This is a genomic window from Reyranella sp. (genome assembly GCF_965227665.1).
In the GTDB taxonomy this organism is placed as follows: Bacteria; Pseudomonadota; Alphaproteobacteria; order Reyranellales; family Reyranellaceae; genus Reyranella.
Map to the genome: position 1 here is coordinate 5594096 of NZ_OZ245767.1, position 14240 is coordinate 5608335.

Here is a 14240-nt window from a genome sequence, read left to right on the forward strand (position 1 = left end):
AACTGGATTCGTGTTCCGGCGTTTAATCGGAATGCGTACCTTCCCTCCCAAGCGTCTTCTGGCGGCGGTAGTGCTCATCGCGGTCGCTACGGCTCTATCGGGTTGCGGCGTCGTTGCTTTCCCGGTCCGGGTTGCAAGCGCAACGGCCAAGGTCGTTCCGGTCGCAGGCGATGTCGTCGCCTACCCGCTCGATACGACCGCCGACGTGATCGACTAGCCGCGCACCTTGGGCATCATGATGAGGTCCCAGGGACTGGGCACGTCGCCGTGCGGGACCCAGACGAGGGCGGGCTCGTTCAGCGCGAACGCCTTGTGCAGGGCGTCTTCCAACTGTCGCGCGTCCAACGCCTTGAACGAGGCGATGCCGAACGAATCCGCCAGCTTGCCGAAATCGGGGTTCTGCAGGTCCGAAGCGATCAGCCGGTTGCCGTAGCGCTCCTGCTGGATGCGCTTCACGTTGCCGAAGGCGCCGTTGTCGAACACCACGACCACCACGGCGATGTTGTGGCGAGCGGCGGTCGCCAGTTCGCCCACCTGGTACATGAAGCCGCCGTCGCCCGCGATCGCCAGGACCTTGCGGTCAGGCATCGCGGCTTTCGCGCCCAGGGCGGTGCCGAACCCCCAGCCGAGATTGTCCTGGTAGCCGGGCGACAGGAAGGTGCGCGGCTTCTCGATGGGCAGCGCGACGCGCGAGGCGAAGCCCATCTGCGAGACCTCGTCGACGAAGATCCCATCCTCGGGCAGCGCGTTGCGGATCGCCTTCAGGAAGGAGAGCTGCGGTTCGAGCTTCGACAGCCGGCCTGCGAACCAGGCGCGATGGCCGTTCAGCTCCTCGGCGCGCGAGGGGCGCTTGCGGTTGTGGCGGCCAAGGGCCGCGATCAGCGCCCGGAGCTGAGGGGCGGCGTCGCCGACCAGCGCGGCATCGGGCTTGCGGAAACGCTCGGGCTCGTCGGGATCGATGTCGACCCGCACGACCTTGAGTCCGTCGTCGATTCCCCAATTGCCGTTCTGGATGAAGAAGCGCGTGCCGACCGCCAGCACGGCATCGGCATCCTTCCACAGCCGATGGCCGATCGGCATGTTGACGGCGAGCCGGTGCGAGGAGGGGACGATGCCGCGGCCGCGACGGTAGGAGCTGACCGGCGCTTCGAGCATCTCGGCGAGTTTGATGATCTCGGCGGACGCCTCCATGGCGCCGCCGCCCAGTACGATGATGGGTCGCTCGGCCTGGCCGAGGATGCGCGCGGCCGTCTCGACCGCCTCATCGTCGATCGTCTCCGGCGGCAGGGGCAGCGGCGCGTCGGGGATCACCACCTCGCTGCGCCTGGCCCAGGTATCGAGCGCGCATTCCAGAGCCACGGGGCGCGGACGGCCCGAAGTGGCCTGCCAGATCGCCTGGCTGACCAGGGTCGGCGCCTCCTGCGGGCTGCGGATGCGCTCGGCCCATTTGGTGATGTGGCGCATGAGGCCCAGCTGGTCGTGGATCTCGTGCAGGTGGCCGTGACCCTTGTCGATGTCGGCCTGCGGGATCTGGCCGATCAGGCCGATCACCGGCGCGTTCATGCCGTAGGCCGTGAGAAGCGCGGCGCCGGCATTGAGCAGGCCGGGACCGGGCACGACGCCGAAGGCCTGCGGCTTTCCGGTCGCGAGCGCCGAGCCCAGCGCCATGTAGGCCGCCGTCTGCTCGTGGCGCGGATGGATCACCCGCAGCCGGTCCGAAGCATGATAGAAGGCGTCGAACAGCGGATCCTGGTGCAGGCCGGGCAGGGCATAGACCGTGTCGAGGCCGTGCAGCAGGAGGGTTTCGACCGTGGCTTCGGCGGTGCTGAGGCGGGGCATGCTGGCTCTCTACGGAGGGTGACGAGCGGATGTCGGGAGTGTGATCAAGGCGATGACATGCGGTTGATGTTGTACGCGGTGCTCGCGCTGGGCGCGATGGCCCTCCTGATGTCTCTCCTGTCGTGGCTGGCCGAGCGCCGGCTCGAAACGCTGGCCGCGGCGTATATCACCGACGATCCGGCAAGGCTCCCCGATGTGCCGGTGGCGCTGGTGCTGGGGGCCGCGCCGATCGGTCCGGAGGGCGGGCCCAATCGCTACTTCGTCTACCGGCTCGATGCCGCCGCCGCACTCTACAAGGCCGGCAAGGTGAAGTACCTGCTGGTGAGCGGAGACAACAGCCGGGCCGACTATGACGAGCCGACGGCGATGCGCGAGGGGCTCATAAAACGCGGCGTGCCGCCCGAGGCGATCTACCGGGACTTTGCGGGGCTTCGCACCCTGGACTCGGTGCTGCGGGCGGAATCGGTGTTCGGGCAGACGCGCATGATCATCGTGTCCCAGCGCTTCCATCTCTCCCGCGCGATCTTCCTCGCGCGCGAGCAGGGGATCAAGGCCTGGGGCTTCGAGGCGCAGGACGTGACACGCGCCTACAGCCTCATGACCGAGCTGCGGCGCTATCCGTCGGCGTTGCGCGCCTATTTCGACATCTGGTTCGACACGCCACCGAAATACGCGGGCGCGCGCATCGTCATCGGAAAAGATCCGCCGAATTGATGTCGTCCTGAGCAAGCGAAGCGCCCGTGCTTGACGTCCAAGCAATGACCTCACCCTGAGGAGCATCGCGCAGCGATGCGTCTCGAAGGGTGGGAGCGCGCACCTTGCCTGTTGCCCATCCTTCGAGACGGCCCTTCGGGCCTCCTCGGGATGAGGCTGTAGGGCAACGGCACCGAGAAGCGCTAGCGCGGCTTTGGCGCGTCCTTCGAGTTGGCCCAGTCGCGTAGTTCGGGCACCGGGGAGACGACCGGCTTACCGGCGAAATGGTTGTCCAGGTTGCGGCAGACGAGGTCGGTCATGCGGCGCTGGGCGTGCTGCGTGCCGCCGCCGAAATGCGGCGTCATCACCAGACTGTCCAGTTCCAGAAGCTCGGTGCCGGTGTAGGGTTCCTCGTCGAACACGTCGAGGGCCGCGCCTTCGATGACGTCGTTGCGCAACGCGTCGGCCAGGGCCGCCTCGTCGACCGCCCAGCCGCGCGAGATATTGACGACATGGCCGCGCGGACCCAGCGCCTTCAGCACCTCGGCGTTGATGATGTGCCGGTTGGAGGCGTCCGAGCGCAGGCAGACGATCAGGTAGTCGCACCAGGAGGCGAGCGCCATCACGTTCGGGAAGTACGGGAAGTCGACGTCGCTGCGCTTGCTGCGATTGCAGTAGCCGATCTCGACGTCGAAGCCTTTTAGGCGCCGGGCGACCTCCAGGCCGATGGCGCCCAGGCCCAGAATGCCGACCCTGCCACCGGTCAGGCCGGCGATGGCGCCGAAGCGGTTGGGAATCCGCTGTTTCCACTCGCCGCGACGGATCATCTTGTCGGCGCGCACCAGGCGGCGGGTCGAGGCCAGGAGAATGCCGACCGCGAGTTCGGCCACGTCGGGCGCGTTGGCGTCGGCGCCGTGCGTGACCATGATGTTGCGCCGCCGCGCCGCTTCGAGATCGACGCGCTCGTAGCCCGTGCCATAGCAGCAGAACAGGGAGAGCCTCGGCAGGGCCGCCATCATGGCGTCCGAGAGGCCGACGCTGCCGGTACTGACGATCGCCTGCACCGTGGCCGCGGTGCCGGGCGGAATGTCGGCGACGGTGGGCGTGGGATTGTCCATGTGCCCGATGATCTTGCAGCGCTCGCTGAAAGAAGCGAGCGTCGCCTTGGTGAAATGAAAGCCGGTCAGGATGTGCGGTTGGTCAGGCATGGTCGAGCCGTAGCATGTGACACGTGGGTCGGTAAGCGGGAGGCGTCCGCGCGGCGAAAAACCGGCTTGGCAAAGAACGGATCGCTGTGCAAGGTGCAGCGCACGAAGCGTCCCGCCGCGTTCAAACGGATCTGAAGCGCTCCATGAAAATCGCTGTCATCAAAGAACGCAGGCCCCACGAAACCCGTGTGGCCGCCACTCCCGAGACCGTCAAGAAGCTGAAGGCGCTGGGCGCGGAGGTCACGATCGAGGCAGGCGCCGGAACGGTCGCCGCCTACACGGATCAGGCCTACAGCGAAGCCGGCGCGATGATCGTACCCGACGCGGCCTCGGCCCTCGCCGCGGGCGACATCGTCTTCAAGATCCAGCGGCCGATGACGGCGGAGGAAGGGCTCGACGAACTCGGCCTGCTGCGCCAGGGCCAGACCCTGATGGCGCCGCTCGGGGCGCTGACCAACAAGGAGCTGGTGCAGGCGCTGGCGTCGCGCGGCGTCACCTCGTTCGCACTCGAACTGATTCCGCGCATCACGCGTGCGCAGTCGATGGACATTCTGTCCTCGCAGGCCAATCTGGCGGGCTATAAGGCCGTGCTGGTGGCCGCGAACAATTACGGTCGCATCTTCCCGCAGATGATGACGCCGGGCGGCACGCTGGCGCCGTCGCGCAGCTTCATCATGGGTGTCGGTGTTGCGGGCCTGCAGGCGATCGCCACGGCGCGCCGCCTCGGCTCCGTGGTCACCGCCACCGACGTGCGCCCGGCGACCAAGGAGCAGGTCCAGTCGCTCGGTGCCAAGTTCGTCGCCGTCGAGGACGAGGAATTCAAGGCGGCCGAGACGGCGGGCGGCTACGCCAAGCAGATGAGTGCCGAGTACCAGGCCAAGCAGGCCGCCCTCGTCGCCGACCATATCAAGCTGCAGGACATCGTGATCACCACGGCGCTGATCCCCGGCCGCAAGGCCCCGGTGCTGGTGACCGAGGAAATGGTCAAGACCATGAAGCCCGGCTCGGTGATCGTCGACATGGCGGTCGAGCAGGGCGGCAACTGCCCGCTGTCGGAGTTCGGCACGGTGGTCGAGAAGTACGGCGTGAAGATCGTCGGTCCGGCCAACCTTCCGGGCGAGCTGGCGACCGACGCCTCGGCGCTGTTCTCGCGCAACCTGCTGAACTTCATCACGCCGATGGTCGACAAGGAGACCAAGGCGCTCACGATCAACCTCGATGACGAGGTCGTGAAGGGCACGCTGGTGACCCGCGACGGTCAGATCGTGCATCCCTCGCTGACCCAGGCTTAGGAGCGGCTCCATGGACGACAAGATCGCAGGCGAGGCCTCCAAGCTCGCGACCCAGGCGCAGGACGTCGCCGCCCAGCTCAAGGCCCTGGCGCAGCAGATCACCGACGCCGCGGCGGCCAGCCCGGTCGCGATCCCCGACGGCCACATGCCGTTCGTGGCGCTGCTCACCATCTTCGCGCTCTCGTGCTTCGTGGGCTACTACGTGGTCTGGCGGGTGACACCGGCGCTGCATTCGCCGCTGATGGCGGTCACCAACGCCGTTTCCTCCGTGATCATCGTCGGCGCGCTGCTGGCGGCGGGCCTCAAGGGGCTGGGCGCGGCGCAGCTCTTCGGTTTCATCGCCGTGGCGCTGGCCGCGGTGAACATCTTCGGCGGGTTCATCGTCACGCACCGCATGCTGTCGATGTTCAAGAAGAAACCGGTCAAGAAGTAGTCGGCGGGAGCAGCAGGGATGTTCACCCAGGAACTGGCCGCCTACGGCTATCTGATCGCCGCCATCTGCTTCATCATGGCGTTGCGCGGCCTGTCCTCGCCCACGACCTCGCGGCAGGGCAACCTGTTCGGTATCGTCGGCATGGTGGTGGCCATCGGCGTCACCGTGCTGTCGCCGGGAGTCCTGTCGCCCTGGCTGATCCTGGCGGGCCTGGTGATCGGCGGCGCGATCGGCACCTTCGTTGCGCTGCGGATCCAGATGACGGCGCTGCCGCAGCTCGTGGCGGCCTTCCATTCGCTCGTCGGTCTCGCCGCGGTCTTCGTGGCGGCCGCCGCGTTCCTCTCCCCCGAGGCTTTCGGGATCGGCCTGCCCGGCAAGATCAAGGCCCAGAGCCTGATCGAGATGGGGCTGGGCACCGCGATCGGCGCCATCACCTTCACCGGCTCGGTCGTGGCCTTCGCCAAGCTGCAGGGACTGGTCTCGGGCTCGCCGCTCATCTTCAAGGGCCAGCATCCGCTGAACGCGCTGCTGGGCATCGCTCTGGTCGTGCTGCTGGTCTGGTTCGCGATGCGCGGCCACACCTCGACCTTCGTCCTGCTGGTCGTGCTGTCGCTGGCGCTGGGCTTCCTGCTGATCCTGCCGATCGGCGGCGCCGACATGCCGGTCGTGGTGTCGATGCTCAATTCCTATTCGGGATGGGCGGCGGCCGGGATCGGCTTCACCCTGGGCAACACTGCGCTGATCGTGACCGGCGCGCTGGTCGGCTCCTCGGGCGCGATCCTGAGCTACATCATGTGCAAGGGCATGAACCGCTCGATCTTCAACGTGATCCTGGGCGGCTTCGGCACCGACAGCGCAGCGGCCGGCGGGCCGGCGGTCAAGAACGACAAGCCGGTCAAGGCCGGGTCGGCCGAGGATGCGGCCTTCCTGATGAAGAACGCCCAGTCGGTCATCATCGTGCCGGGCTACGGCATGGCGGTGGCGCAGGCCCAGCACGCACTGCGTGAGATGGCCGACCTCCTGAAGAAGGAAGGCGTGCAGGTGCGCTACGCCATCCATCCGGTGGCCGGCCGCATGCCCGGCCACATGAACGTGCTGCTGGCCGAAGCCAACGTCCCCTACGACGAGGTTTTCGAACTCGACGACATCAACCGCGACTTCGCCTCGACCGACGTGGCCTTCGTGATCGGCGCCAACGACGTCACCAATCCGGCGGCCAAGACCGACCCCAAGAGCGCGATCTACGGCATGCCGATCCTCGACGTCGAGAAGGCGCAGACCGTCCTGTTCGTGAAGCGCGGCATGTCGTCGGGCTATGCCGGCGTCGACAACGAACTGTTCTTCCGCGACAACACCATGATGCTCTTCGCCGACGCCAAGGTGATGTGCGAGAACATCGTGAAGTCGCTCGAGGGCTCCTCGCATTAGCGAACCGGCGCAAGCCGAGGCAACGCCGGGGGAAGGGGCAAAGCCTTCCCCGTCCGAGACAATCACCATTCATCAGAAGATGCCGTTCGGCTCGCGGTTCGTGAGCGGGACGATCGCCATCGCGATGGCCATCGGGTTCGCGACACTTGGCTGGTGGCTGTGGCATTCGTTCGTCCCGACGCACCCGGTGGCGGCCCCTGTGTACGGCTTCATTGTCGTCGCGACTGGCGCGTTGGGTCTTTGTCTCGCCGTCAGGAATCTGGTCCGGCCGGTGCCTTTTGCGATCCAGATCTCCGACAAGGGGATCACGGCCTACCGGGGGCGCTCTCCCGATCTCATCCTGTGGTCCGATATCAAAGGGGCTCATGCCGCGCTGGAGGGCGGTCAACGGGTGAGCGTGCCGATAATTGCCTTGGAACTGGTCGATCCTCGATCCTTTTACGCACGGCTGAATGCCGGCAAACCGGCATGGCTGGGGCCGGACACCGGACTGCGCCCCAAATATTATCCGCTCGCGTCCACCGGCCTCGACATGGAGCCGGAGCAGGTGCTGCTGGCTGTCAATGAGTCGATCCGCCGGTGGGGGATCGCCAATCCCGATCCATCGCCCGAAGCGAGCTACACTCCCATGTTCGCTCGTTTGCCGGGGCGAGCGCCGTTCGCGATAGGCTTGGTACTGCTCGTTGCCCTTTTTACTGCACCCTTCGCCCTTCTCAGTCCGCCGCGCTGGGTCGAAGCGGCTGAGAATTGCGAAGTGCGCAATCGGTACGGTGGCAGGGAGTGGAGACGCGCGAAAACGACGACCGTCACCTGGACGGGACCGTGCGTCGATGGCCGCGCTCAAGGATCGGGTATCCTCGAATGGTTTCGCGATGGCGTGTTGACGGTGCGCTATTCGGGACAAATGGATGAAGGCCGGATCACGGGGCGCGGGGAGTTGACCGAAAGCCAAATTCGCTACGAAGGCACGTGGAAGGACGGCGACCTGCGCGAAGGAGTCGCGACGTATCCCGACGGCCGGCGATACAGCGGCAAGTGGGACAGCGGAGACTGGACGAGAGGTGTACTGACGGCGCCAGGCGGCTACCGCCTGGAAGACCACTGGTATCGAGGTCAACTTACGCTCAAGGGCGTCGCTCGCGGACCTCAGGGGCAGTACGAAGGCAATTGGACCAATGGTGTTCCTGAAGGCACGGGCGTTTTCGTGACAAGCGATGGCCGGCGGTTCGAAGGACAGTGGCGTGACGGTCGGCCCGTCGATCCGGAGGTAGCTCGCCTCCAGGAACAGGAAAAATGGGATTGCCTGTGGGATAGCGCCTCAAGGCGATTCGGAGACCGCTCTAGCGGTGTCGGAACGGCGAGATGTCGAAACCGGTGATCGCCGCAACACCGCGAGAGGGCCTTCGGCCCGACCCGAGCGAACCGATCGTCATTCGCCAGAAGGCGATGGCCGGATGGAAAAGAATCGCTGGAGCCATCGTTATCGCGGGTTTGGGATGTTTCCTGTGGTGGTCGACTGTGTCGACGCATCGGTTCGTCGCGTATGCGTACGGTGGGATTTTCATCGGTTGCGCTGCATTCTTGCTTTGGAAGGGGGTGCGGGATGCGGTCCGGCGGCCAGTTGCCCTTCGGATTTCCAGCGAGGGCATCATGGTCCTTGGCAAGCGGACGCCAGACCTTATCCGGTGGTCCGACATCAAAGGGGCCCACACTGCGACCATCGGGAGCCGCCGGGTAAACTTCGAGATCGTGGCGTTGCAACTCGTCGATCCGCAATCCTTCTATGCTCGCCTCAAGAGTAACGGGTATCGGCACCTTGGGCGCGACGTCAGGGAGCACCTGAAATACTATCCGATCTTCTCCGGCGACCTCGACATAGCTCGACTGAAATTGCTCGCGCTGGTCGATGAAGGGATCCGTAAATGGGGAGCAGCCAGTCCTGATCCCCGGCCAGAGACGAGTTATTGGCTCGCCTTCTACCGGTCGCCAGTCCGGATACCGTTCGCCGTTGGATTGATCCTTGTCGTTGCTGTTTTCACGATGCCTTTCTTCCTGGGGCCGCCGCGTTGGGTCGAGGCCGCCGATCAGTGCGAAGTGCGCAATCCGTACGCGGGCAATTGGTGGCCGAGAAGGAATTCTGGCAATCCGTGGAGACGGATGCATGCCGTCTGGACGGGGCCGTGTGTCGACGGGCGCGCCGAAGGCGAGGGCACTCTCGAGTGGTTCCGCGATGGAAAGAGGGTTGTTCGCTATTCGGGGCGAATGGAGGGTGGGGGCATCACGGGACGCGGCGAGCGTACGGAATACGAGACCACATGGGGACTGGGCCAGCTTATAAAATACGAGATCCGATACGACGGCCTTTGGAAGGACGGCGTCTTGCTGGAGGGGACGGTGACATTCCCTGACGAGCGGCAGTACCGGGGAACCTGGAAGCTGGGCGAGTGGGCCACCGGGATGCTGACGATGCCGGGTGGTTGGCAGTGGGAGGGGCAGTGGCACGCGGGCAGGCTGACGGGCGAGGGACGAGCAAAGGGGCGGCAGGGTGAGTTCAAGGGCCATTGGACAAACGGGGTTCCGCAGGGGGCGGGTGTGTTCGTGACGCGTGATGGCCGGCGCTTCGAAGGTACCTGGACGGACGGCACACCGGTCGACGCAGAGATGGCACACCTGCAGGAGCAAGAGAGGTGGGATTGTCTCTGGACGGTTCTTCCCGGGCGGTACGATACCCCCATCAGGAGCGAGCCGTGGGGATGTCGTATCCGATGAGTCCCGGGAAATCGACCTATCGCGCGGTTATCTTCGACATCGGCGGCGCGGTGGATCTGGAGTTCGCCTGGGAGATGGCGCTCGACGGCGCCATCGCGTCGGCCTGCGGGATGGAAGGCATCCGCGTCGATCCGGCGATGGTCGAGGAGGCGTCCGAGCAGGCGGTGGCTGCCTTCGCGCCCGATGTCACGCTTCACATGATCGAGACGCTCTGTGGCGGCGAGCCTGCGACGGTGGCGCGTGTGACGCGGCGGGTCGAGGCCATGACGGGGCAGCTCGATGCCTTCCAACTTCGGCCTGGCATCGAGGACCTGCTGAATCGCCTGAAGGCACGCGGACTCGTACTCGAAGCACGCGAGCCGCGCTGGGAGCGCCTGGAGCGGGCAGGGATCGCGGAGCTGTTCACGTGCGATCACGACGTCCCGCCGGCCGAATGCATCCTGGTCGGCGACCGGATCGATGCCGACATCACGCCCGCCAAGGCGGCCGGCATGAGGACCATTCAGTTCCGATCGGGGCGCTGGCGTCGGCAGCGCCCGCGCTCGGCCGCTGAAACGCCCGACGGCGTCGTGACCGATGTGGCCGAGCTGGAAGCGGCGATCACTGCGCTCGTGACTTGAGGAAGCACCAGCGCCTTCTTAACTCACCGCAGTCGAATACGGAGGAACGACATGTCTCCCAAGAGCCAGCCGAACTGCGGGAAGCCTCGCAAATGTGCTTCGGCGGCTGAGTTGAGACAAGCGGTGGAGGACGCGCTTGTGGATCCGACGCCAAGCGTTCCGGCCCGAGAAGTCTTCCGCAGACTAAGTGATCGTCATGCGGCGGCATCCGCTGCTGGTGCATCGGAACCAGAATGATCTCGCGATAGAGCGCTCATAGGAGCGCGCCACTCCTGTGGCGCTCAAGCTCGTGAGTAGCCAAGGCATGAGCGCAACTGGAGTTGCGCGCTCCGTTGGCCTTTCCATTTCCACCCAAACAAAAACCCCCGGGGATGCCGGGGGTCGTCGTCTCGTGCGAGAAGGGGGAGGACTAGTAGCCCTCGCGCTCCATGCGCTTGCGCATCAGCTTGCGGGTGCGGCGGATGGCCTCGGCGCGCTCACGGGCGCGGCGCTCGGACGGCTTCTCGTAGTTGCGGCGGAGCTTCATCTCGCGGAAGATGCCCTCGCGCTGCATCTTCTTCTTCAGGACGCGCAGCGCCTGATCGACGTTGTTTTCACGAACGAGAACCTGCACTTCGATCGCTTCCTTCCAATGCGGCTTGGCCCACGGATGTCCCGGGGCCTGAATTCCAGAGGCCGGCTAGGTATCACAGGCGGATACCCTTGGGAACCCCCCGATTGCGGCCTATATTCCACAGATGACCGAGCAAAACACCCCGGATTCACCGGAAATCGACCCGGACGCTTCCCTGCGGGACCGGCTGGTGGACGAGTTCATGGCCGAGGCGGCCTTCGACGGCTGGACGCGGGCCGCCCTGGCCGCCAGCGGCCGGGCGCTCGACCTGCCGCCCGGTGAGGCCGACCGGCTGTTCCCGGGCGGGCCGCTCCAGGCGCTGGCCTATGCCAGCGAGCGCGCCGACCGGCGCACCGTCGAGGACATGGAGAAGGAGGGAATCACGGCCCTCAAGATCCGCGACCGCATCAAGGGCGCCGTCCGCCTCCGGCTGGAGCGCCATGCCGGGCCGCGCGAGGCGGCACGGCGGGCGCTGTCGACCTTGTCGCTGCCGCTCAATGCCGGGCTGGCGCTGAAGCTGCTCTACAAGACGGTCGACGCCCTGTGGTACGCGGCCGGCGACACCAGCACCGACTTCAATTTCTACACCAAGCGCGCCACCCTGGCCGGGGTCTATTCCTCGACGCTGCTCTACTGGCTGAACGACCGGTCGCCCGGCGCCGAGGCCACCTGGGCCTTCCTCGACCGCCGCATCGACGACGTGATGAAGTTCGAGAAGCTGAAGGGACAGCTCAGGTCGTGGACCGGCCCGAAGCGGCCGGGCGCGCGGCCGGCAGCACGCCCGGCAGCACGTAGGTGACGTGACCCATCTTGCGGCCGGGGCGGGCTTCCGCCTTGCCGTAGAGATGCAGCCGCGCCGTCGGCTCGGCGAGATAGCGCAGCCAGTCGTCGGCTTCGTCGCCGATCAGGTTCTCCATGCGCGAGGACGCCAACACCTCGACCGAGCCCAGCGGCAGGCCGCAGATGGCGCGCACGAGCTGCTCGAACTGGCTGGTCGCGCAGGCGTCCATCGTCCAGTGACCCGAATTGTGCGGCCGCGGCGCCATCTCGTTGGCGAGCACCCGCCCGTCCCTGGTCACGAACATTTCCAGCGCCACCAGACCCACCAGATCGAGGCCCTGGGCCAGTTCGACGCCGAAGCGCTCTGCCGTCGCCAGCGTCGTCGCCGGCAGGCCCGAGGGCACGGTGGTCGTGCGCAGGATACCGTCGCGATGGCCGTTGATGCCGATCGGGAAGCAGCGTGTCGCGCCGTCGAGGCCGCGGGCGACGATGGCGGAGACCTCGCACTCGAAATCGACCATCGCCTCGAGGATGCACTCGCGCCGGCCGAGCCTCGCCCAGGCGGCCGAGAGTTCGGTGCGGTCGGCGACACGGGCCTGGCCCTTGCCGTCATAGCCCTCGGTGCAGGTCTTCAGGATGCCGGGCAGGGCGGTGGCCGCGGCGATATCGGCCTCGGAGCGGATCGGCTGATAGTCGGCGGTGCCGATGCCCAGCGTGCGCAGGAAGTCCTTCTCGCGCAGCCGGTGTTGGGCGAAGTGGATGGGCTTCACGCCGGGCCGCACCGGCTTCAGCTTTTCGCATTCCAGAACGGCCGCCTCGGGCACGTTCTCGAATTCGTAGGTCACGACGTCGACCTGGGCGGCGAAGCGGGCGAGAGCCTCGGCATCCTCATAGGCCCCGCGGATATGCCCGGCACAGACCTGCGCGGCGACCGGATGGTCGTCGGGAGCGTAGACGATGCACGGGTAGCCCAGGCGCGCGGCCGCCAGGGCGGTCATGCGGCCCAACTGGCCACCACCCAGGATGCCGATCGTCGATCCCGGCGGAAGAGGTCGGAAGGCCGGCATCAGCGGTGGGCCGGGGCTTCGTCAGTCGGGATCTTGGCGACGGCCAGCGACTGGCGAGTGCGCCAGGCTTCCAGCGCCGCCATAATCTTGTCGTCGCCAAGACCGACAATGGAGGCTGCCAGAAGCGCCGCATTGATCGATCCGGCGCGTCCGATCGCCAGGGTGCCGACGGGAATGCCGGCCGGCATCTGGACGATGGAAAGAAGACTGTCCTGACCCTTGAGGGCGGCGCTTTCGACCGGAACGCCGAGGACGGGCAGCGGCGTCATGGCGGCGGTCATGCCGGGAAGGTGGGCGGCGCCGCCGGCGCCGGCGATGATCACCTTCAGGCCGCGTCCCTTGGCGCCCGAGGCGTAGTCCATCATGCGTTTCGGAGTCCGATGCGCGGAAACGATGCGTGCCTCGAACGGGACGCCCAACGCCTCCAGTGTTTCGGCGGCATGCCGCATGGTCGACCAGTCCGACTGACTGCCCATGATGACGCCGACCACCGGCTTGGCGGCCGGGCGCTTGGTGGTTTTCTTGGCCATGACTTTTCTCAGGCGATGATATCGGGAATGAGCTGGCTTTCCAGCCGCAGGATCTGGTCCTTCAGACCGAGCTTGCGCTTCTTGAGGCGCTGAAGTTGCAGCTGGTCGAACGGCGGCTTCTCGACCAGGCGATCGATCACCTCGTCGAGGTCGCGATGCTCGGTCTTCAGGGCCTCAAGCTTGGCCTTGATGGTCTGGGCGTCCGGCGGATCCGACGACGTCAAGTCATTCATGCGGGGCGCACTCGTCCAGGCAGGCTAGCCACGTCGCTCCCGGCCGTGTACCCCGGAGCCCGCCCAAAGGGAAGCGCGCAAAAGCCCCCCAGCAAGTCACAGGCAATCGTGTCGGATTTTCTCCCCCACCCGTTCTGGAATTTCTCCCTCGAACTCTATGCCGGCGAGGGCGTGGCGGAGGCCTGTCTCGACCTGCAGGAGCGGCGCGGCTGCGACGTCAACGTCCTGCTGTACTGCTGCTGGCTCGGGGCCTCGGGGCGGCCGACCGTGACCGCCGAGCGGCTGCGTACGATCCTGGCCGCGAGCGAGGCCTGGCAGTCGGAAGTCGTGAAGCCGCTGCGCGAGATGCGGCGGCGGCTGAAGGACAAGATCTGGCCCGGCGCTTTGCCGGAGACCGTCGATGCGGTCCGTCGCCGGGTTGCCGATGCCGAACTGGCGGCCGAGCATGCCGAGCAACTCAAGCTCGCGAGCCTGCATTCACCGCCGGCCGACCGCGAGCGCTCGCTCGAGAAACGACTTCGAGCGGCAGTCGGCAATCTCGGCGTCTATGCGGTGTGCCTGGGCGTCGTGCCGGACGAGGCCGATCGCAAGTCCGTGGCGGCGCTGATGCGCGCGACGTTTCCGGCGTTCGCCGCGGTGGAAGTTGCGGAGGCCGTCGGTCTCGCAGCCTGAACCAGATGGTTCAACACTGCTGACGGGTTATTCACATTCTTCGCGTGACCGTTCGATTACGGG

Annotated in this window: 16 protein-coding genes; 10 read left to right on the forward strand and 6 right to left on the reverse strand. The window is 66.4% G+C overall.

The annotated features are described in order from the left end of the window. The first annotated feature begins 31 nt into the window (after positions 1–31). On the forward strand, positions 32–217 hold the full coding sequence (locus tag ACO07I_RS27095; RefSeq protein WP_422013009.1) for a DUF6726 family protein: 186 nt from the start codon (positions 32–34) through the stop codon (positions 215–217). Here the strand turns inward: ACO07I_RS27095 and ACO07I_RS27100 are convergent. Then, positions 214–1839 (reverse strand): thiamine pyrophosphate-dependent enzyme, encoded by a 1626-nt coding sequence (locus tag ACO07I_RS27100; RefSeq protein WP_422013011.1) that lies wholly within the window; start codon positions 1837–1839, stop codon positions 214–216. The genes ACO07I_RS27095 and ACO07I_RS27100 overlap by 4 nt on opposite strands. Positions 1840–1896: 57 nt before the next feature. Between ACO07I_RS27100 and ACO07I_RS27105 the strand changes: the two genes are divergently transcribed. Next, entirely contained in the window at positions 1897–2553 is a 657-nt protein-coding gene (locus ACO07I_RS27105; protein WP_422013013.1) for a SanA/YdcF family protein, read from the forward strand. A gap of 182 nt (positions 2554–2735) precedes the next feature. Here ACO07I_RS27105 and ACO07I_RS27110 read toward each other — a convergent pair whose 3' ends face one another. After that, complete coding sequence (locus ACO07I_RS27110) at positions 2736–3740, reverse strand: 2-hydroxyacid dehydrogenase (protein ID WP_422013015.1); 1005 nt, start codon at positions 3738–3740, stop codon at positions 2736–2738. 143 nt (positions 3741–3883) lie between these two features. Here ACO07I_RS27110 and ACO07I_RS27115 point away from each other — a divergent pair, with 143 nt between their 5' ends. From ACO07I_RS27115 to ACO07I_RS27140, 6 genes are all read left to right on the forward strand, one after another. Next, positions 3884–5032, forward strand: a complete 1149-nt coding sequence (locus tag ACO07I_RS27115) for a Re/Si-specific NAD(P)(+) transhydrogenase subunit alpha (protein WP_422013017.1) — start codon at positions 3884–3886, stop codon at positions 5030–5032. Positions 5033–5042: 10 nt separating this feature from the next. Further along, positions 5043–5465: an NAD(P) transhydrogenase subunit alpha gene (locus ACO07I_RS27120; RefSeq protein ID WP_296322225.1), complete on the forward strand. Its 423-nt coding sequence runs from the start codon at positions 5043–5045 to the stop codon at positions 5463–5465. Positions 5466–5483: 18 nt separating this feature from the next. Further along, entirely contained in the window at positions 5484–6893 is a 1410-nt protein-coding gene (locus ACO07I_RS27125) for an NAD(P)(+) transhydrogenase (Re/Si-specific) subunit beta (RefSeq protein ID WP_422013020.1), read from the forward strand. Positions 6894–6972: 79 nt separating this feature from the next. Then, on the forward strand, positions 6973–8271 hold the full coding sequence (locus ACO07I_RS27130; RefSeq protein ID WP_422013022.1) for a hypothetical protein: 1299 nt from the start codon (positions 6973–6975) through the stop codon (positions 8269–8271). Then, entirely contained in the window at positions 8256–9662 is a 1407-nt protein-coding gene (locus ACO07I_RS27135) for a hypothetical protein (protein ID WP_422013024.1), read from the forward strand. Before ACO07I_RS27130 ends, ACO07I_RS27135 begins: the two co-directional genes overlap by 16 nt. Then, entirely contained in the window at positions 9647–10282 is a 636-nt protein-coding gene (locus ACO07I_RS27140) for an HAD family hydrolase (RefSeq protein WP_422013026.1), read from the forward strand. Before ACO07I_RS27135 ends, ACO07I_RS27140 begins: the two co-directional genes overlap by 16 nt. Before the next feature lie 409 nt (positions 10283–10691). Here ACO07I_RS27140 and rpsU read toward each other — a convergent pair whose 3' ends face one another. Next, positions 10692–10895, reverse strand: a complete 204-nt coding sequence (gene rpsU / locus ACO07I_RS27145; protein WP_020696578.1) for a 30S ribosomal protein S21 — start codon at positions 10893–10895, stop codon at positions 10692–10694. A 124-nt stretch (positions 10896–11019) separates the two neighbouring features. On the opposite strand from rpsU, the gene ACO07I_RS27150 reads away from it, so the two are divergent. Then, complete coding sequence (locus ACO07I_RS27150) at positions 11020–11694, forward strand: COQ9 family protein (RefSeq protein WP_422013028.1); 675 nt, start codon at positions 11020–11022, stop codon at positions 11692–11694. Here ACO07I_RS27150 and ACO07I_RS27155 read toward each other — a convergent pair. Genes ACO07I_RS27155 through ACO07I_RS27165 form a run of 3 tightly spaced genes read right to left on the reverse strand, consistent with a single transcriptional unit; the run spans position 11627 to position 13505 of the window. Next, positions 11627–12742: a 5-(carboxyamino)imidazole ribonucleotide synthase gene (locus ACO07I_RS27155; protein WP_422013030.1), complete on the reverse strand. Its 1116-nt coding sequence runs from the start codon at positions 12740–12742 to the stop codon at positions 11627–11629. The two genes, ACO07I_RS27150 and ACO07I_RS27155, sit on opposite strands and share 68 nt — an antisense overlap. Next, positions 12742–13272 carry a 5-(carboxyamino)imidazole ribonucleotide mutase gene (gene purE, locus ACO07I_RS27160; RefSeq protein WP_422013032.1) on the reverse strand — a complete coding sequence of 177 codons (531 nt, stop codon included), beginning with the start codon at positions 13270–13272 and terminating at the stop codon, positions 12742–12744. Before purE ends, ACO07I_RS27155 begins: the two co-directional genes overlap by 1 nt. A gap of 8 nt (positions 13273–13280) precedes the next feature. Then, the gene (locus tag ACO07I_RS27165; RefSeq protein WP_298311045.1) at positions 13281–13505 is read right to left on the reverse strand and encodes a YdcH family protein; all 225 of its coding nucleotides are present in this window, start codon (positions 13503–13505) and stop codon (positions 13281–13283) included. A 108-nt stretch (positions 13506–13613) separates the two neighbouring features. On the opposite strand from ACO07I_RS27165, the gene ACO07I_RS27170 reads away from it, so the two are divergent. Next, a complete protein-coding gene (locus tag ACO07I_RS27170; RefSeq protein WP_422013035.1) occupies positions 13614–14177 on the forward strand; it encodes a TIGR02444 family protein in 564 nt (187 codons plus the stop codon). The last annotated feature ends 63 nt before the right edge of the window (positions 14178–14240 follow it).

Excerpts from the sequence above, each read along its gene's own strand:
- ACO07I_RS27115 (WP_422013017.1), top strand. The coding sequence starts at position 3,884 with ATGAAAATCGCTGTCATCAAAGAACGCAGGCCCCACGAAACCCGTGTG.
- ACO07I_RS27105 (WP_422013013.1), top strand. The coding sequence starts at position 1,897 with ATGCGGTTGATGTTGTACGCGGTGCTCGCGCTGGGCGCGATGGCCCTC.
- ACO07I_RS27095 (WP_422013009.1), top strand. The coding sequence starts at position 32 with ATGCGTACCTTCCCTCCCAAGCGTCTTCTGGCGGCGGTAGTGCTCATC.
- ACO07I_RS27140 (WP_422013026.1), top strand. The coding sequence starts at position 9,647 with ATGTCGTATCCGATGAGTCCCGGGAAATCGACCTATCGCGCGGTTATC.
- ACO07I_RS27165 (WP_298311045.1), bottom strand. The coding sequence starts at position 13,505 with ATGAATGACTTGACGTCGTCGGATCCGCCGGACGCCCAGACCATCAAG.
- ACO07I_RS27100 (WP_422013011.1), bottom strand. The coding sequence starts at position 1,839 with ATGCCCCGCCTCAGCACCGCCGAAGCCACGGTCGAAACCCTCCTGCTG.
- ACO07I_RS27130 (WP_422013022.1), top strand. The coding sequence starts at position 6,973 with ATGCCGTTCGGCTCGCGGTTCGTGAGCGGGACGATCGCCATCGCGATG.
- ACO07I_RS27125 (WP_422013020.1), top strand. The coding sequence starts at position 5,484 with ATGTTCACCCAGGAACTGGCCGCCTACGGCTATCTGATCGCCGCCATC.
- purE (WP_422013032.1), bottom strand. The coding sequence starts at position 13,272 with ATGGCCAAGAAAACCACCAAGCGCCCGGCCGCCAAGCCGGTGGTCGGC.
- ACO07I_RS27135 (WP_422013024.1), top strand. The coding sequence starts at position 8,256 with ATGTCGAAACCGGTGATCGCCGCAACACCGCGAGAGGGCCTTCGGCCC.
- ACO07I_RS27110 (WP_422013015.1), bottom strand. The coding sequence starts at position 3,740 with ATGCCTGACCAACCGCACATCCTGACCGGCTTTCATTTCACCAAGGCG.
- ACO07I_RS27155 (WP_422013030.1), bottom strand. The coding sequence starts at position 12,742 with ATGCCGGCCTTCCGACCTCTTCCGCCGGGATCGACGATCGGCATCCTG.
- ACO07I_RS27120 (WP_296322225.1), top strand. The coding sequence starts at position 5,043 with ATGGACGACAAGATCGCAGGCGAGGCCTCCAAGCTCGCGACCCAGGCG.
- ACO07I_RS27150 (WP_422013028.1), top strand. The coding sequence starts at position 11,020 with ATGACCGAGCAAAACACCCCGGATTCACCGGAAATCGACCCGGACGCT.